General features: G+C 61.6%; 13 protein-coding genes. 10 read left to right on the top strand and 3 right to left on the bottom strand.

Going from position 1 to position 15,064, the window contains the following annotated elements; translation table 11 throughout:
- Positions 1 to 22: 22 nt before the first annotated feature.
- Together EM6_RS05710 and EM6_RS05705 are read left to right on the top strand one after the other, a co-directional pair.
- Positions 23 to 793, top strand: coding sequence for a hypothetical protein (locus EM6_RS05710; RefSeq protein WP_126420949.1), 771 nt, complete (start codon positions 23 to 25; stop codon positions 791 to 793).
- Positions 790 to 1,596 (top strand): hypothetical protein, encoded by an 807-nt coding sequence (locus tag EM6_RS05705; RefSeq protein WP_126420947.1) that lies wholly within the window; start codon positions 790 to 792, stop codon positions 1,594 to 1,596. Before EM6_RS05710 ends, EM6_RS05705 begins: the two co-directional genes overlap by 4 nt.
- A 92-nt stretch (positions 1,597 to 1,688) precedes the next feature.
- Here the strand turns inward: EM6_RS05705 and ettA are convergent, their stop codons facing one another.
- Together ettA and EM6_RS05695 are read right to left on the bottom strand one after the other, a co-directional pair.
- Positions 1,689 to 3,356, bottom strand: a complete 1,668-nt coding sequence (gene ettA / locus EM6_RS05700; RefSeq protein WP_126420945.1) for an energy-dependent translational throttle protein EttA — start codon at positions 3,354 to 3,356, stop codon at positions 1,689 to 1,691.
- Positions 3,357 to 3,468: 112 nt separating this feature from the next.
- Complete coding sequence (locus EM6_RS05695; protein ID WP_126420943.1) at positions 3,469 to 3,957, bottom strand: GAF domain-containing protein; 489 nt, start codon at positions 3,955 to 3,957, stop codon at positions 3,469 to 3,471.
- A 347-nt stretch (positions 3,958 to 4,304) separates the two neighbouring features.
- On the opposite strand from EM6_RS05695, the gene EM6_RS05690 reads away from it, so the two are divergent.
- The 7 genes from EM6_RS05690 to EM6_RS05660 all read left to right on the top strand — a co-directional run bounded on the left by EM6_RS05690 (position 4,305) and on the right by EM6_RS05660 (position 11,939).
- Positions 4,305 to 5,903 (top strand): tetratricopeptide repeat protein, encoded by a 1,599-nt coding sequence (locus EM6_RS05690; RefSeq protein ID WP_232037112.1) that lies wholly within the window; start codon positions 4,305 to 4,307, stop codon positions 5,901 to 5,903.
- Positions 5,904 to 5,914: 11 nt separating this feature from the next.
- On the top strand, positions 5,915 to 7,234 hold the full coding sequence (locus EM6_RS05685) for a hypothetical protein (RefSeq protein WP_126420941.1): 1,320 nt from the start codon (positions 5,915 to 5,917) through the stop codon (positions 7,232 to 7,234).
- 113 nt (positions 7,235 to 7,347) lie between these two features.
- A complete protein-coding gene (locus tag EM6_RS05680; RefSeq protein WP_126420939.1) occupies positions 7,348 to 9,420 on the top strand; it encodes an alpha/beta hydrolase family protein in 2,073 nt (690 codons plus the stop codon).
- Positions 9,417 to 10,352, top strand: a complete 936-nt coding sequence (gene bla, locus EM6_RS05675; protein ID WP_232037004.1) for a class A beta-lactamase — start codon at positions 9,417 to 9,419, stop codon at positions 10,350 to 10,352. The genes EM6_RS05680 and bla overlap by 4 nt, the downstream gene beginning before the upstream one ends.
- A gap of 40 nt (positions 10,353 to 10,392) precedes the next feature.
- Complete coding sequence (locus EM6_RS05670; protein WP_126420937.1) at positions 10,393 to 11,316, top strand: glutaminase; 924 nt, start codon at positions 10,393 to 10,395, stop codon at positions 11,314 to 11,316.
- 42 nt (positions 11,317 to 11,358) lie between these two features.
- Positions 11,359 to 11,649 (top strand): type II toxin-antitoxin system ParD family antitoxin, encoded by a 291-nt coding sequence (locus EM6_RS05665; protein WP_126420935.1) that lies wholly within the window; start codon positions 11,359 to 11,361, stop codon positions 11,647 to 11,649.
- On the top strand, positions 11,646 to 11,939 hold the full coding sequence (locus tag EM6_RS05660; RefSeq protein ID WP_126420933.1) for a type II toxin-antitoxin system RelE/ParE family toxin: 294 nt from the start codon (positions 11,646 to 11,648) through the stop codon (positions 11,937 to 11,939). The genes EM6_RS05665 and EM6_RS05660 overlap by 4 nt, the downstream gene beginning before the upstream one ends.
- On the opposite strand, the gene EM6_RS05655 is transcribed toward EM6_RS05660, so the two are convergent.
- Positions 11,929 to 13,356: a protein adenylyltransferase SelO family protein gene (locus tag EM6_RS05655; RefSeq protein ID WP_126420931.1), complete on the bottom strand. Its 1,428-nt coding sequence runs from the start codon at positions 13,354 to 13,356 to the stop codon at positions 11,929 to 11,931. The genes EM6_RS05660 and EM6_RS05655 overlap by 11 nt on opposite strands.
- Positions 13,357 to 13,590: 234 nt before the next feature.
- Between EM6_RS05655 and nhaA the strand changes: the two genes are divergently transcribed.
- On the top strand, positions 13,591 to 14,772 hold the full coding sequence (gene nhaA / locus EM6_RS05650) for a Na+/H+ antiporter NhaA (protein WP_126420929.1): 1,182 nt from the start codon (positions 13,591 to 13,593) through the stop codon (positions 14,770 to 14,772).
- Positions 14,773 to 15,064: the final 292 nt, after the last annotated feature.

Here is a 15,064-nt window from a genome sequence, read left to right as displayed (position 1 = left end):
TTGGGGGAGGTTTTCAGGGTTCATGCGCTACACCGGGGACGATTACGCCACGCCGCCGGACGGCTTTTATGACCCCAGCCTGTGGGATACGCTGGTGCGCCTGTGGTACAGCGGCGGCCTGTTGTGGATGATCGGCATTGGCTTCTGCGTGCTGATGCTCATTGCGGGCCTGATCGTCGGGGCCCGTCGCCGGACGGGGCTGCCGCCGGCGCTCAATCGTAATGTCGATGCGCTGGGGGCGGTGATCGGTGACGCGGTGCGCGGTTCGGCGGCCAATGTGCGCGACAAATCAAACGCAGCCATCGACGCCAATCAGGAAATTTTCGGGAATACGACCGAACTGATGGACCTGATCGGCAAGCACCACGCCGCGCTGAACAAGGCCAACAGCGCCGTCAAGGAGGTCGAGCCGGACAAGAAGCCGGAGGCGGCCAAGGGGGGCGTGGGTGGCATGTCGGGCGGCACGGTGATCAATATCGCTGTCAATAATTGTCAGCCGGGTGTGGCGGAATCGGGCGCGACCGCGGGCGCCGTGGCCGCAGTCGGTGGTGAGGTGGTGGGCCTGCCCAAGCCCGAAGAGAAAAAAGCTCCCAAACCGGGCTTCGATACCACCACAAAGGTGTGGCTGACGCTGCAAAAGCTGGCCGCGCCGTGGCGGGATATCGGTCTGATGCGTGAGCACTATGCGGCGGTGTTCCGGCAATTGACGACGGCGGAATGGCGCGACCCGCGCACCCTCTATGGGGCGGGTGAGCCCGGTGGCGAGTCGGCCCGTCCGAGGTGGCAGAGATGAGATATTCGGACGCGCCTGAGGATTTCGGTGATCCCTTCGGGGAAGGCCCGCGCGCGGTGGCGACCATCGTGCTCGATGGGCATACGTTGATGCTTTTGCTGAGTTTTCTGATTGCGGGTGTCGTGCTGTTTGCCCTGACCGTATGGCTGTCGGGGCAGTTATCGAAGGCCGGGCAACAGGCGCGCTATCGTGCCTCGGCGAAGGCGATCTACGACAGTGTACGCTACAGCCTGCATCTGGCGGTCAGCGCGTCAGGGGCCTTGCAGCTTGAGCGGGCGCGCGAATTGTCAGCGGTGATCGAGGCGAAGCTGGGGACGCTGCTGGCGCTGAAAGACAAGTCGGGCAAGCCATTCGACGACCTCAAAAAAGCCCTGTCCGAGCCGGAGCCCGACCCGGAAAATCCCAAAAAAGACCCTCCGGCCAAGGTCAAGGTCGATATGACCACGGACGAGCATCGGGTGGCCGTGTGGCGCGCCTTGCAGGACTTTCACGAGGCGTGGAAGGATGAGGCGCATATCCTCAACCTGCTCGAAGGGGCGCAGGCCGAACTGGGGCGCAAGAGCGTGACCTCGGCCTTCTTCCATAGCCGGGGTCTGATTGATCCGCGCCATCCGTGGGGCGGCGCGCCGACGCCGAAAATGCCAAAGCCGGAAAAGAAAAAGACGAAGACGCGCCAGTCTGACGAACTGGTTGTGGTCACGGTGACGGAAACGACGCCCATCGGCCCGGACGACCTGCCGCCGCCCGCGCCGCGCCCGACCAAGGGCAAGCTGGCCAAGCACAAGCGCAATATGCTGGCATAGAAAAACCGCCGGATTTTGAAACTCCGGCGGTTTGTTCTGCTCCAACAATCGGGTGCAGGGGCGGCTGCCCCTGCAATCTTTAATTTCCCGCCCTACCGCGCGAACTTCTGGAACTTGATGCGCTTGGGGATCAGGCTGTCGGTACCCAGGCGGCGCTTCTTGTCTTCTTCGTACATTTCGAAGTTGCCTTCGAACCATTCCACATGGCTGTCGCCTTCGAAAGCGAGGATGTGGGTGGCCAGACGGTCGAGGAACCAGCGGTCGTGGCTGATGACCACGGCGCAGCCCGCGAAGTCTTCCAGCGCCTCTTCGAGGGCCTGAAGCGTTTCGATATCGAGGTCGTTGGTCGGTTCGTCGAGCAGGATGACGTTACCGCCGGACGCCAGCGTCTTGGCGAGGTGGACGCGGTTGCGCTCACCACCGGACAGCAGGCCGACCTTCTTTTGCTGATCGCCGCCCTTGAAGTTGAAGCCGCCGACATAGGCGCGCGAATTGATTTCGCGCTTGCCGACGATCATCACGTCGGTGCCACCGGAGATGGCCTGCCAGACATTGTGATCGGGGTTGAGGTCGTCGCGCGACTGATCGACATAGGCGAGCTTGACGGTTTCACCCAGCTTGATCGTGCCGGCGTCGGGCTTTTCCTGACCGGTGATCAGCTTGAACAGGGTCGATTTACCGGCGCCGTTCGGGCCGATGACGCCGACAATGCCGTTGGGCGGCAGTTTGAACGACAAATCCTTGAATAGCACCTTGTCGCCGAATTCCTTTTCGAGGCCGTTGACCTCGATGACGACGTTGCCGAGGCGCGGGCCGGGCGGGATCTGGATGGTGGCGTAGGTCTGGGCCTTGGTGGCGTGTTCCTGTTCCTCGACCATGCGCTCATAGGCGGCGAGGCGGGCTTTCGACTTGGCCTGACGGGCCTTGGCACCGGAACGCACCCATTCCAGTTCGCGGGTGAGCGCGCGCTGACGGGCTTCGGATTCGGACTGCTCCTGCACGACGCGCTTTTGCTTCTGCTCCAGCCAGCCGGAGTAGTTGCCTTCATAGGGCACGCCCTTGCCGCGGTCGAGTTCCAGCGTCCACTTGGTCACCTGATCGAGGAAGTAACGGTCGTGGGTGACGAGGATGACGCAGCCGGGGAAGTTTTCGAGGTGGTGCTGAAGCCAGGCGACCGATTCCGCATCGAGGTGGTTGGTCGGTTCGTCGAGCAGCAGCATGTCCGGCTTGGACAGCAGCAGGCGGGCCAGCGCCACGCGGCGCTTTTCACCGCCCGACAGCTTGGTCACACCGGACTCGTTCGGCGGGCAGCGCAGGGCGTCCATGGCCATTTCGATGCGGCTGTCGATGTCCCACAGGTCACCGGCGTCGATCTTCTCCTGAAGGGCGTTCATCTCCTCCATCAGTTCGTCGCTATATTCTTCGCCCATCAGGGCAGCGACTTCGTTGAAGCGATCGACGATCTTCTTTTCTTCGCACCAGTCGATGACGTTTTCCCAGACGGTCTTGGAGTCGTCGAGCTTAGGCTCCTGCTCCAGATAGCCCATCTTGGTGCCTTCGGCGGCGCGCGCCTCGCCCGAAAATTCCTTGTCGATGCCGGCCATGATCTTCAGCAGGGTGGACTTACCCGAACCGTTGACGCCGACGACGCCGATCTTGGCGTCCGAATAGAAGCTGAGCCAGATGTTTTCAAAGACCTTCTTACCGCCGGGGTAATGCTTGGTCAGGCCCTGCATCTGGAAAATATATTGTTGCGCCATGCGAGGAGGCACCCTTTGTTTCACATGTATGGAATGGTGCGGCGGGTTTAGCCGAGGGGGGGCAAAATCACAACCTGAAAATAGGGTTCAGCGCCGCAGGAGTGGGTTGGGATTAAACCCCGAATACGGCCTGCATCAGGTCTTCGAGCGCCACACGGTCGGTGTCGTCAAACGCACCGTAGCTTTCCGAATCGACGTCGAACACGGCGATCAGTTCGCCTTTGGCATCGAACACCGGCACGACGATTTCGGAGTTGGAGCGCGAGTCACAGGCAATATGCCCCGGAAAGGCGTGCACGTCTTCGACCACCTGCGTGGTGCGTTCGCGCGCCGCCGCGCCGCACACACCGCGCCTGAAATCAATGCGCAGACAGCCGAGCGTGCCCTGATAGGGGCCGACCACCAGTTCATCTATGCCCTGCGCTTTTTTGGTTTCATCGACGACATAGAAGCCGGTCCAGAACCAGGTCTCAAAGGCCTGAGCGCCCAGACAGGCCACGGTTGCCATGCGCGCCACGCGATTGGGCTCAGACTCGAGCACCGACAGAATCTCTTTTTTAAGCGACTGATAGATTTCTTGTTTCTGTGACGCGGTAAGCATGACGGACCTGTGCGGGGTGAATTTCGCCTTATGGGCGAAATCATAAGGGGCGGATATGGATTCTGTCTCCGGGGCAGGGAAAAGTGTCCCGGAACGGGCGGCTCTTAACACTTTTCTCTGGCCAAGGCGCGGAAATTAACGCTATCATTGGAGCGTTATACGGGGGTTGACGTACCGCTCAGGGGCTGGGTTTTTCCATCTGGGTTTCGTCAGGGTCCGCGACAATCCGGCAACGCTTTGCCGGTATCGCAAATGGACCGGATGGGGGCGCTTGACAGGTCGCACGATCCCTAACACAAGATTTGTTAACCATAATTTTGCCGGCATTTCTGTCGGGGCGATGCGTGATGTCAATTAGCGAAGACATGAGGTGCAACGGCGCCGGTGATAAGACCGCCCGTCGTACCGGCCGGAAGCTGATGAACCGTGTGCCCTTTCGCGCTGCGGCGGCGGTGATGCTGACGGCGGCGCTCAGCCTGCCTTTGACGGCCTGCGATGTGTCGGTGGACTGGCTGGGCGGCGGCGGCGACGGGCCGCGTGGCGTCAGCGGCTGTCCGCGTCCGCCCATGGCCGATAATGGCGGGGCTGGCTTCAATGAGCAGGAGCGGGCGGTTCGCTATTTCCGCAAGCACGCCTTTGCCAACGACTTCTTCTCGCAACTTGAACTGGCCAGCCGCTATATGGCCGAACGCGCCACGGACAAGAACCTCGAAGACCCGACCGAGGCGTCGGTGTGGCTGGTCATGGCCCTGACCAATCCCGAAGGCTTCGCGCCGATCAACCGCACGCTCAAAAACGGTCAGATGGCCTCGCGCTTTGACAAGTGCCGGGCGGTGGAACGCTCCGTTGCCTATCGCAAGCTGGAGACGCTTCTGGCGCGCATGGACAATTCCGAGCGCGATAAGGTGCGCGACCGCGTCATCTATATTCAGGCGCAACTGGGGGCGGATGGATTCCGCACGCTCGGTCGCCTGTATGACGATCAGTACGGTCCGATGGGTGAGCCCGTTGATAACCGCGAAGCGGTGCGCGCCATGATGCGCAATCCGGTCGATGGTCGTCCAAACGTCATCAGCCTGTTCCCGCGCAACGACGTCGATGCTTACCTTTATAACTATAAGGCGGCGGAAACCGGCGATGTCGGGGCCTATGTGATGCTGAAGGACTTTGAAAAGTCCGCCCCCGAACGCAGCCGTTACGGGGCCTTTGTCGAGGCCAAGGCCAAGCGCTGGGTCTCGCCGTTTGAATTCTACCCGCCCGACGCGCCCGCCGGGGGGGTGCCGCATTCGGACGAGAGCCGTCCGCGCACCGACGCTTACGAATACGCCCTGTCGCGCATGGATGAGCTGCCATTTATCCACGTGTGGCGCGCGCTGGTCTATCTCGATCTGGCGCAGGGATCGGCGCCGGTTCAGCGCGTCAGCGGCGGACCGGACAGCGACGGCAATCCGGGTCAGGAACGCTACCCCGTCGGGCCCAATGATGCCGACATTGCTCAGGTTTCGGGCGGTTCGCGTCCGACCGAGGCCGTCTATTCGGCGGGCCGCGTGCCGCCGCAGACCCTCTCGGCCCTGCGCGCCATACTGGGCCGCCCCGACGGGTCGCGCATGACCAATCTGGATAAGGTACGCGCCATCCAGTTGGCGGCGACCAATGGTTCGTCGCAGGCGCAGCTTGTGCTGGCGGTCATGTATTCCGAAGGGGTGGGCGTGCCGACCGACTATGCCCGCGCCTACTACTGGTATCAGCAGGCCGAAAAGCAAGGTTCGGCCGAGGCGCGCTTCGCTATGTCCACCTATTTCGCCCTGGGCCTGAGTGGCGTCGCCGATCAGGATAAGGCGCAGGCCGTGGTGTTGCGTCTCGACTCGGCGCTGGCCGGGTTCCGTCCGTCGGCTTCGCGTCTGCAAGCCGTACTCAACCAGATTTCGACCAATCCGGGGCGGTGAGGGAAATGACCATGCGCTCAGTTGTTACCTTTGCCGCTCACCTCGCCTTTGTTGTGGTCGCCCTGTTCGGCGGCGTGTCCGCGGCCTCGGCCCAGACGCAGACCAGCTATGGCGCCAGCTACAGCAACGGCTATAATGCGGCGCGCACCGAGGCCCTGACCCGGCCGTGCTTCGGCGTCCTGCTGGATGCGCAGCTCAAGACCTGCCAGGGCAAGTCCTACAAGCCGCATAACCGCTACGGCTATTATGGCTCGAAGTGGAGTGCGACCATCAATTGCGATACCGCGCGTCAGGCCTATGTCGAAGACGTGGTGCGCCGGATGCGCCCCGGCGGCGTGCTCAAACTGGTGGCGCGCAACCGCTCCTGCGTCGCCAGTCTGATGATCAATCAATCCTTGACGATTGTCGGCGAAAGCAGCGACTCACGTCTGCCGGTGCTGGTGGCTCCCGATGGCGAATCCTGCCTGCGCATCAACCCGCAGGCCAGCAAGGTGATACTGAAAAACATGCTGATCGCCTCGCGTCGCGGGGGGCAGTCGGCCTGTATCTACAGCTCCGGTTCGGAGTTGACGCTGCAAAATTCGACCGTGCGTTATGAGGGCGACTCCGCCGCCGTGCACGTGTCCGGCGGGCGTCTCAACCTGTTGTCGTCCTTTGTCGTGGCCAAGACGCGCACGGTCGCCGTCGCCGTCAATTCGGCGCAGCTCTATGCCGAACAGGCGGGCGTGACCTCGACGGCGGGTGGCCTCTATGCGGTGCTCAGCGGCGATTCGCAGATGACCGGCGTGACGGTGCAGCAACTGGCCGACTGGCGCGGGTTCGAACGCGGTGCCGGGGCCGTAGGCATGGAAGTCAAGCTCGATTCCGGCGACTCCATCCTGTCGATGGACGATATGCGCATCGAATTCTTTGCTTCGGCCCTGAGCCTGTCCGGCGGTGGCGAAGCCCTGCTGTCGCGCTCGCTGATCGACTTCTCGGAACATGGTGTGACCTCCAGCCTCAACCGTCTGCGCGTCATCGACAACAAGATCCTGTCGAACGAAATCGCCATCAATATTGAGGACGGTACGGGCTTCATCGGGGGCAATCAGATCGCCCGGATTCGCACGGCGGGCATACTGGCCTCCTCGCGCGGCGAAATCCGCGCCGTGGATAATCTGATCGACCCGTCGAACGAGCCGTGTCCGAAGCTGCAATGGGGCAATCTCGACCCGGCGCAACGCACCTGCACGCCGTGGTATAAGGGGTCTGAGTTCGATATCCCGGCCGACGCGACGCGCCAGTACATGTTTGCCGACTACTGGCCGCGTCTGCTGGTCGCCTCGAAATAGGCTTCACCGGATTATTACCAAATTTTAACCCGGACTCCGGCGGGCGGACTCGACAGGTCAGCGAAAGCGCGGTCTAACAACGCTTCCTTTCTGTTGTAACCAACGGGTTTCCGATGAAGTCTTATCTTCTCGCCACGGCTGGTCTGGCCGCCGCGCTTCTTTTCCCCGCCCTTTCCGTTCAGGCACAGGACAAGCCACCTTTCACCTATGACGACCTCGTGTCGATGCAGCGTTTGTCAGGGTTGACGGTGAATAAGGCGGAAACCCACGCGGCGTTTCAGGTGCGCACGCTGAACGCCGAAAAGACCAAGGGCGTCAATGCCCTGTGGCTGACCGACCTCAAGACCGGCACCTCAAAGCCGCTGAGCACCGCGTCGAAGGGCGGGGCCCTGTCGCCGCAGTGGGGGGCCGATGGGGCGCTGTACTTCCTGTCGGCGCGATCGGGTTCGATGCAGGTGTGGAAGACCGACCTCAACGACGCCGAAGCGGTGCAGGTGACGAAACTGCCGCTCGATGTCGGGTCGTACAAGCTGTCGCCGGACGGTAAGGGGCTGGTCCTGTCGCTGGCCATCGAGGAGGCGTGCCAGACCGAAGAGATCGACTGCACGCTAAAGGTGCAGGCCGAAAAGAAGGCCGATAAGTCCACCGGCGTCATCTATGACCGCCTGTTCGTGCGCCACTGGGACACCTGGGCCGACGGGACGCGCAACCACCTGTTCTACGTGCCGCTGAGCGGCGGCGCGGCCGTGTCGCTGACCGCCGGGGTCGATGGCGACGTGCCGTCCAAGCCGTTTGGTGACGAAGCCGAATACAGCTTTTCACCCGATGGCCAGACCGTCTATTACTCCGTGCGTATCGCCGGCAAGGACGAGCCGCGCTCGACCAATTTCGACATCTATAAGGTCGATCTCGCCAACCCGTCCACGCAAACCAACCTGACCGAGGCCAACAAGGCCTGGGATACAGGGGCCGAGGTGTCGCCCGACGGCAAGTGGCTGGCCTATCGCGCCATGAAGCGCCCGGGCTTTGAGGCCGATCAGTTCGAAATCTTCCTGCGCAATCTGGCCACCGGTGAGACGAAGCAGATTGCCGCCGACTGGGACCGCTCGGCCGACAGCCTGAAATGGGCCGCCGATGGCAAGAGCCTCTACGTCGTCGCTGGCGATGTCGGTAAGACGCCGCTGTTCCGCGTCGAAATCGCTTCGGGCCAAGTGACGCCCTTGTCGAAGGGCGGCCATATGGACGCCTTCGTGCCGCTGAAAGATCGCTTTGTCTTTGCCAAGAGCGGGCTTGATTATCCGTCGCAACTGTTTGTCTCCAAACCGAAAGCCAAACTGATTGATGACGGGGCCACCCCGCTGACCACCCTCAATGACCCGGTTCTGCAAAACCGCGCCTTCGGGGCGTTCGAGCAGTTTGCCTTCAAGGGCTGGAACGACGAAACCGTGCATGGCTATATCGTGAAGCCCGCCAACTATGTCGAAGGCAAAAAATATCCCGTGGCCTTCCTGATCCACGGCGGGCCGCAGGGCTCGTTCGGCGAAAGCTGGTCCTATCGCTGGAACCCGCAGGCCTATGCCGGGGCAGGCTATGCGGTCATTATGATCGACTTCCACGGTTCGACCGGCTATGGGCAGGCCTTTACCGACTCCATCAGCCAGCACTGGGGCGACCGCCCGCTGGAAGACCTGCAAAAGGGCTATGCCTACGCCCTGTCGACATACAGCTTCCTCGATAAGGACAATGCCTGTGCGCTGGGGGCCTCCTATGGCGGCTTCATGATCAACTGGATCGCCTCGCAGTGGAAGGCCCCGTGGAAGTGCCTGGTCAATCACAATGGTCTGTTTGACAACCGCTCGATGGGCTACGCCACTGAGGAACTGTGGTTCTCGGACTGGGAAAACGGCGGCAGCGTCTATGAGAAGCCGGAGAACTACGACAAGTTCAACCCGGCTTTGCACGCCAAGGACTGGTCGGTGCCGATGCTGGTCATCCACTCCGATCAGGACTTCCGCGTCATCCCGGAACAGGGGATCGGCACCTTTACGGCGCTTCAGATGAATGGCGTGAAGTCAAAGTTCCTGCGCTTCCCGGATGAAAACCATTGGGTACTGAAACCGCAGAATTCCCTGAAGTGGCACAGGACGGTGTTTGACTGGCTGGATGAACATACGAAGGCGAAATGATGCTGACGCGGCGGGGTATTGTGATGGGCGGGGCCGGTCTGTGCCTCGCCGGCTGTTCTGAAAAGGTCAATCAGGCCATCGGTCTGGGCCAGCGCCTGATGGAGATTCAGAAACGCCACGGTGGCCGGGTGGGCGTCAGCGTCCGCACCAGCACCGCCGTCGTTCAGGGAGACACCGCCGCGGACGGCAGCCTGAATATCAATTCCAGCCAGCGCTTCGCCCTGTGTTCGACCTTCAAATGGGTACTGGCGGCGGCGATCCTCAAGGCGGTGGATGAGAATAAACTCACCGTCGCGCAGGAAATCCGCTACGGCAAGGCCGACCTGCTCGACCATTCGCCGGTGACGGAAAAACACGTCGCCAAAGGCCGCATGACCGTAGGCGACCTGTGTTCCGCGGCGGTGGCGGTCTCCGACAATGCCGCCGCCAACCTTTTGTTGCCGCTGATCGGCGGCCCGGCCGGCCTGACGGCCTTTGTGCGCGGGCTGGGCGACACGGTCACCCGCCTTGACCGCAACGAGCCCGAATTGAACAGCAATATTGAGGGGGATGAACGCGACACCACGACACCGGACGCCATGAGCAGCCTGTTGCGCACCGTCTTTACGGGAGCCGTACTGCAACCCCAAAGCCTGTCTCTGCTACGTGACTGGATGGTGGCCACGGTGACGGGCCCCGACATGATTCCTGCGGGCGTGCCGAAGGGGTGGACCGTCGGGCACAAGACCGGACGCGGGGCCAATGGGGCGGTCAACGACGTGGCGGTGATCTGGCCGTCAGGCGATAAGCCGCCGCTTTTCCTGTCGATCTATACGACGGGTGGCACGCTGGACGACACCGGCCGGAATCAAATCGTCTCCGATATCACGCGGCTGGTCATAGATACGCTGGCCTTTGCCGAAAGCCTCGACAGCAAGAGCGCCTCATCTTAAACCCTTCCTTGTTATTGGGAGGAGGGGCTATAGAGGCGCCATGAAACACGAACTGTCCCTGCCCGAAGTCCTGTCGCAGATCGAAAAGACGGTGAAGCCGCAATTCGGCAAGGGGCGGGTGGCCGACTACATCCCTGAACTGGCCACCGTCGATCCGAAGAAGTTCGGCATGGCGGTGCGCACTGTAAATGGACAGGAATGCGTGATCGGTGACGGCGATGAGCCCTTTTCGGCGCAGTCAGTCACCAAGCTGTTTGCGCTGGGGATTGCACTCAATCGCATAGGCGATGAGGTGTGGACGCGGGTGGGCAAGGAGCCGTCGGGGACGCCCTTCAACTACCTGTCGCAGCTTGAGCACGAGGCGGGGTTTCCGCGCAATCCGTTTATCAATGCCGGGGCGCTGGCGGTGGTTGATATGCTGCTCAAAGGGACGCGGCGACCGGACCTGACGGTGCGCGACTATATGGGCTTCCTGTGCCAGAACGCTTTGACCATAGACGAGGCCGTCGCGCGTTCGGAAATTGACACGGCGCATAAGAACCGCGCCATTGCCAACCTGATGAAGGGGGCAGGCACCCTGCATCATGAGGTCGAAACCGTCATCGCGGCCTATTGCCGCCAATGCGCCATTACCCTGTCGTGCCGCGATCTGGCGCGCGCGGCCCTGCCGCTGGCGGCGGGCGGGTTTTCGCCGGTCATCGAAGAGACGGTGTTCCCGGCACGGCAGGCACGGCGGCTGAATGCCCTGCTCCTGACCTGCGGCGTGTACGATTCGGTGGGGTCGTTTGCCTATCGCGTCGGCTTGCCGGCCAAAAGCGGCGTCGGCGGCGGTATCGTCGCCATCGTGCCGGGACAGGCCGCCATTGCCGTGTGGTCGCCGGAACTGGATCGTCACGGCACGTCGGTGGTGGGCTTTGCGGCGCTGGAGGCCTTCAGCCAGATCACCAATTGTTCGGTGCTGTGAGTGGTGGTATAAATTGCTACTCGTTCGTACCGGAGGTGCCTCATGGCCGATGATAAGCCGCGCGTGGAAAAGGTCAGTATTGCCCTGACGGTCGATATGGCGGCCATGGTGCGCGACGCCGTCGAGAGCGGCGAATACGCCTCGGCAAGCGAAGTGGTGCGCGAAGCCCTGCGCGACTGGAAGTACAAGCAGCAGGCCCGCGAACGCCAGATCGCCGAGTTGAAAGCGCTGATCGACGAGGGCGAGCGCAGCGGCTATGTCGATGCCGAAGAGGCCTTTGACAGATTGATCGCGAAGTATCAGGGCATGATCAAGGATGATGCTGCGGCATGAATGTCCTGATCACGCGACGGGCGCTTCTTGATATGGAGGAGATCGGCGATTTTATCGCGCAGGATAATCTTCCCCGTGCTCTTACTTTCGTGACCGAGTTGAGAACCTTCTGTCTGGGGCTGGCAGACCGTCCGAGAGGTTATGTTCAGGTCGAAGGCCTTTTGCCTGATCTGAGGCGCGCTCCCTACGGCAACTATTCCATTTATTATCGTGTTTTGCCGTCAGAAATCCGTGTCAGTCGCATCTTACACAGTGCGCGTCTGATAGCTGCGGATATGTTCACGGATTAAACCCCAACCCCTCACGATAACGCTCGATCTCCGCCAGCTTTTTATAGAACAGCGACCAGTCGTCGTCTTCCGCAATGGGTTTCCACAGGGCTTCGATCTCATCGTAAAGCAGGGTCGCCGGGGTGACTTGCGCGAACAGCGGGTGTGAGAGCGTGTCCGCATTGGCGGGCGCATAGCCACCGATCAACTTCCGGAAGTCGGCGGCGTCGGGGTGCGTATAGACCTCGGCGCGCGGGCCATTGAGGGCGCGGGCTTCGCTGAGCAAGCCGCCGAACCAGTCGAAGAAAAACCCTTCAAAACTGCCGGGCGTTTTTGCGGCGCTCAACATGCGGAAGGCGGCCTGCATCAGGGGCGTCTCTGCCTCCATACCCTGCGGGATGAGGTCCAAACGACGGCAGAACTGCGTGGCCATGCCCGTCTGATAGCGCTCGGAAAAGGCGTTGAGGCTGTCGATCAGCGGCTGGCTGTCGCCGATCAGGCTGAGGCAGCGCGCCAGTTGTGTCAGGTTCCAGAACACCGCATCGGGTTGCCGCGCATAGGCATAGAGCCCGCCTTCGTCGAAATAGGCCGCCACCAGGCCCGGCTCATAGTGCGGCAGGAAGCGATAGGGGCCGTAGTCGAAACTTTCTCCCGTGATGTTCATATTATCGGTATTGAGCACCCCGTGCACAAAGCCCGCGCACATCCACTGGGTCGTCAGATGCGCGGTCTTCGTCACCACGGCATCGAACAGGGCGTGCGTCAGGTCCGGCCCCTGATACGCGCTGAGGTCCGCGTAATAGGTGTCGGCCACATAGCGCACAAGCGCCGTCATGGCCTCGGTTTCGTTGAGATAGGCCAGCCGCTCGAACGTGCCGAAGCGGATATGCGAATGCGACAGGCGCACCAGCACCGCCGCCCGCGTCGGCGACGGTTCGTCATAGCGGCGCAGGGCCTCGCCCGTTTCGACCAGCGAAAAACTCTTTGATGTGTTGACTCCTAGCGCCTCCAGAAGCGCCGTCGCCAGCACTTCGCGCACGCCACCTTTCAACGTCAGGCGGCCATCGCCACCGCGCGACCACGGCGTCGTACCGGAGCCCTTGGTGCCGAGATCGAGCAGGCGGTCGCGCGCATCGCGCATCTGGGCAAACAGGAAGCCGCGCCCGTCGCCGAGGTCGGGGTTGTAGTGGCGGAACTGATGACCGTGATAGCGCAGGGCCAGAGGTTCGGCCTGATTGTCGGGCAGGGGCCCGAACCGACCAAAGTGCGCGATCCATTCGGCATCGCTTAACCCCTCAAGGCCGACCGAGGCCGCCGCGCGGTCATTGCGGTATCTTAAAACCGTCTGCGGAAAGTCGGCGGCGCGTACCGCGTCGACCAGCGGCAGGCCAGAGGCCGCAAGGCGCGGATCGGGACGATATCGGGCGGAAATCGGCATGAGACAGACTGGTTTTGCTTGGGACAGGGCGTCCGGTTTGCTACGGTTCTCCGCAATAGTCGATACCAAACATCACTCTTTTTGAGCGGAATGACACCCTTCCGCTCAAGCCGCCATTGAGGCGGCGGCCAAGGTGGCGGAGCCACCGCCCGGCGAGGGACGCCAACAAAAATCCCTATCCGGACTTAACCCTCGCAGGATCGTTGATCCTGCCCGCGGAAAAGGAGACCGCCGATGAAGTTCACCCTCGAATTTCTCAAAACCGAAGCCGGAGCCGGCTTCATTCTGGGGCTGTCGGCCCTGATCGCCGTCATCTGGGCCAATTCGCCGTGGGCCGCGGTCTATTTCGACTTCATCAACGCCCATATCCCGGTGCAGATCGGCGCCTTTGTCGAAGACAAGTCGGTGCTGAAATGGACCAAGGAAGGCCTGATGGCCATCTTCTTCTTCGTGGTCGGGCTGGAGATCAAGTACGAGATTTTCCGCGGCGAACTGTCGAACCCGAAGAAACTGGCCCTGCCGGTACTGGGGGCGATTGGCGGTATGGCGGCCCCGGCTCTGGTCTATGTGGCGCTGAATGCGGGCCTGCCCGGCGGCGACCTGCGCGGCTGGTCCGTGCCGATGGCGACCGATATTGCCTTTGCTCTGGCCGTGTTCGCGGTGGTCGGCCGGGGCTTGCCGGACAGCCTGCGTGTCTTCCTGCTGACGCTGGCCATTGTCGATGATCTGGGGGCGGTGCTGGTCATTGGCCTCTTCTATTCGTCGGGGATCAACCTGATGCTGTGCCTGTGGATCGCCGCTCTGCTGGCCGTGATGGGGCTGGCCAAATACGCCCTGCGCGATCAGGCGCGCGGTCTGAAAGCCGTCTATCTGGTGCTCTTCGTCGCAACTTGGGCGCTCAGCCTGAAGGCGGGACTGGCCACCTCCCTGACGGCGGTGGCGGCGGCCTTTATGGTGACGCTGGACGCGCCGGCGCGCGGTGAAGAAAGCCTGCTGAAAACCATCATGCACGACCTGCATACGCCGGTTTCCTATGGTATTGTGCCCTTCTTTGCCTTCGTGGCGTCGGGCTTTTCGTTCGCGGGGATGAGCTTCGCCTCGCTGGCCGATCCCCGCATGTTGGGCGTGGCGCTGGGCCTGTTTGTCGGCAAACAGATCGGCGTTTTTGGCTTGGCCTGGCTGGCCATCCGCCTGAAAATCGCCCGGGCCCCCGAAAACAGCGGCTGGGCAGCCCTCTATGGCGTCAGCCTTTTGTGCGGAATCGGCTTTACGATGAGCCTGTTTCTGGGGGCTCTGGCCTTTGCTGACCATGCGGAAAGTGCCCAAAATGCCATAAAGCTTGGTGTAATTACGGGATCGTTACTTTCGGCCTGTGCAGGCGCAATAGTTCTGTCGCGTCGCCGCGTCGCAAGTTGACGTTTGCGTAACCGTCAATATTTACAGGCCTTTTTGGCCGCTGTGGTGCTACTGCTAACGCCGCGTAAGCCTTGTCTGGCAAGGTTTACGCGGTTTTTTCATGTGCGCTTGCGAGATGAATTTGAAATTGTCTTTGTCCACACTTGTGTCATATCATGTCACGTAGCGGATCGTTCCAAGTAAACCCTTGGGCGAGTCTGCATAAAACAACGTCAAAGACAAAACCGGCAAATACAGGGACCGCCGTTTACACTGTAAAATCTTCCCTTGCGGAAGAGGCGGCCTGCTTGAC

The organism is Asticcacaulis excentricus, from assembly GCF_003966695.1.
GTDB classification, from domain to species: domain Bacteria; phylum Pseudomonadota; class Alphaproteobacteria; order Caulobacterales; family Caulobacteraceae; genus Asticcacaulis; species Asticcacaulis excentricus_A.
The sequence above is the reverse complement of the archived record's forward strand: the minus strand, read 5'-3'. Positions and strand labels throughout refer to the sequence as shown.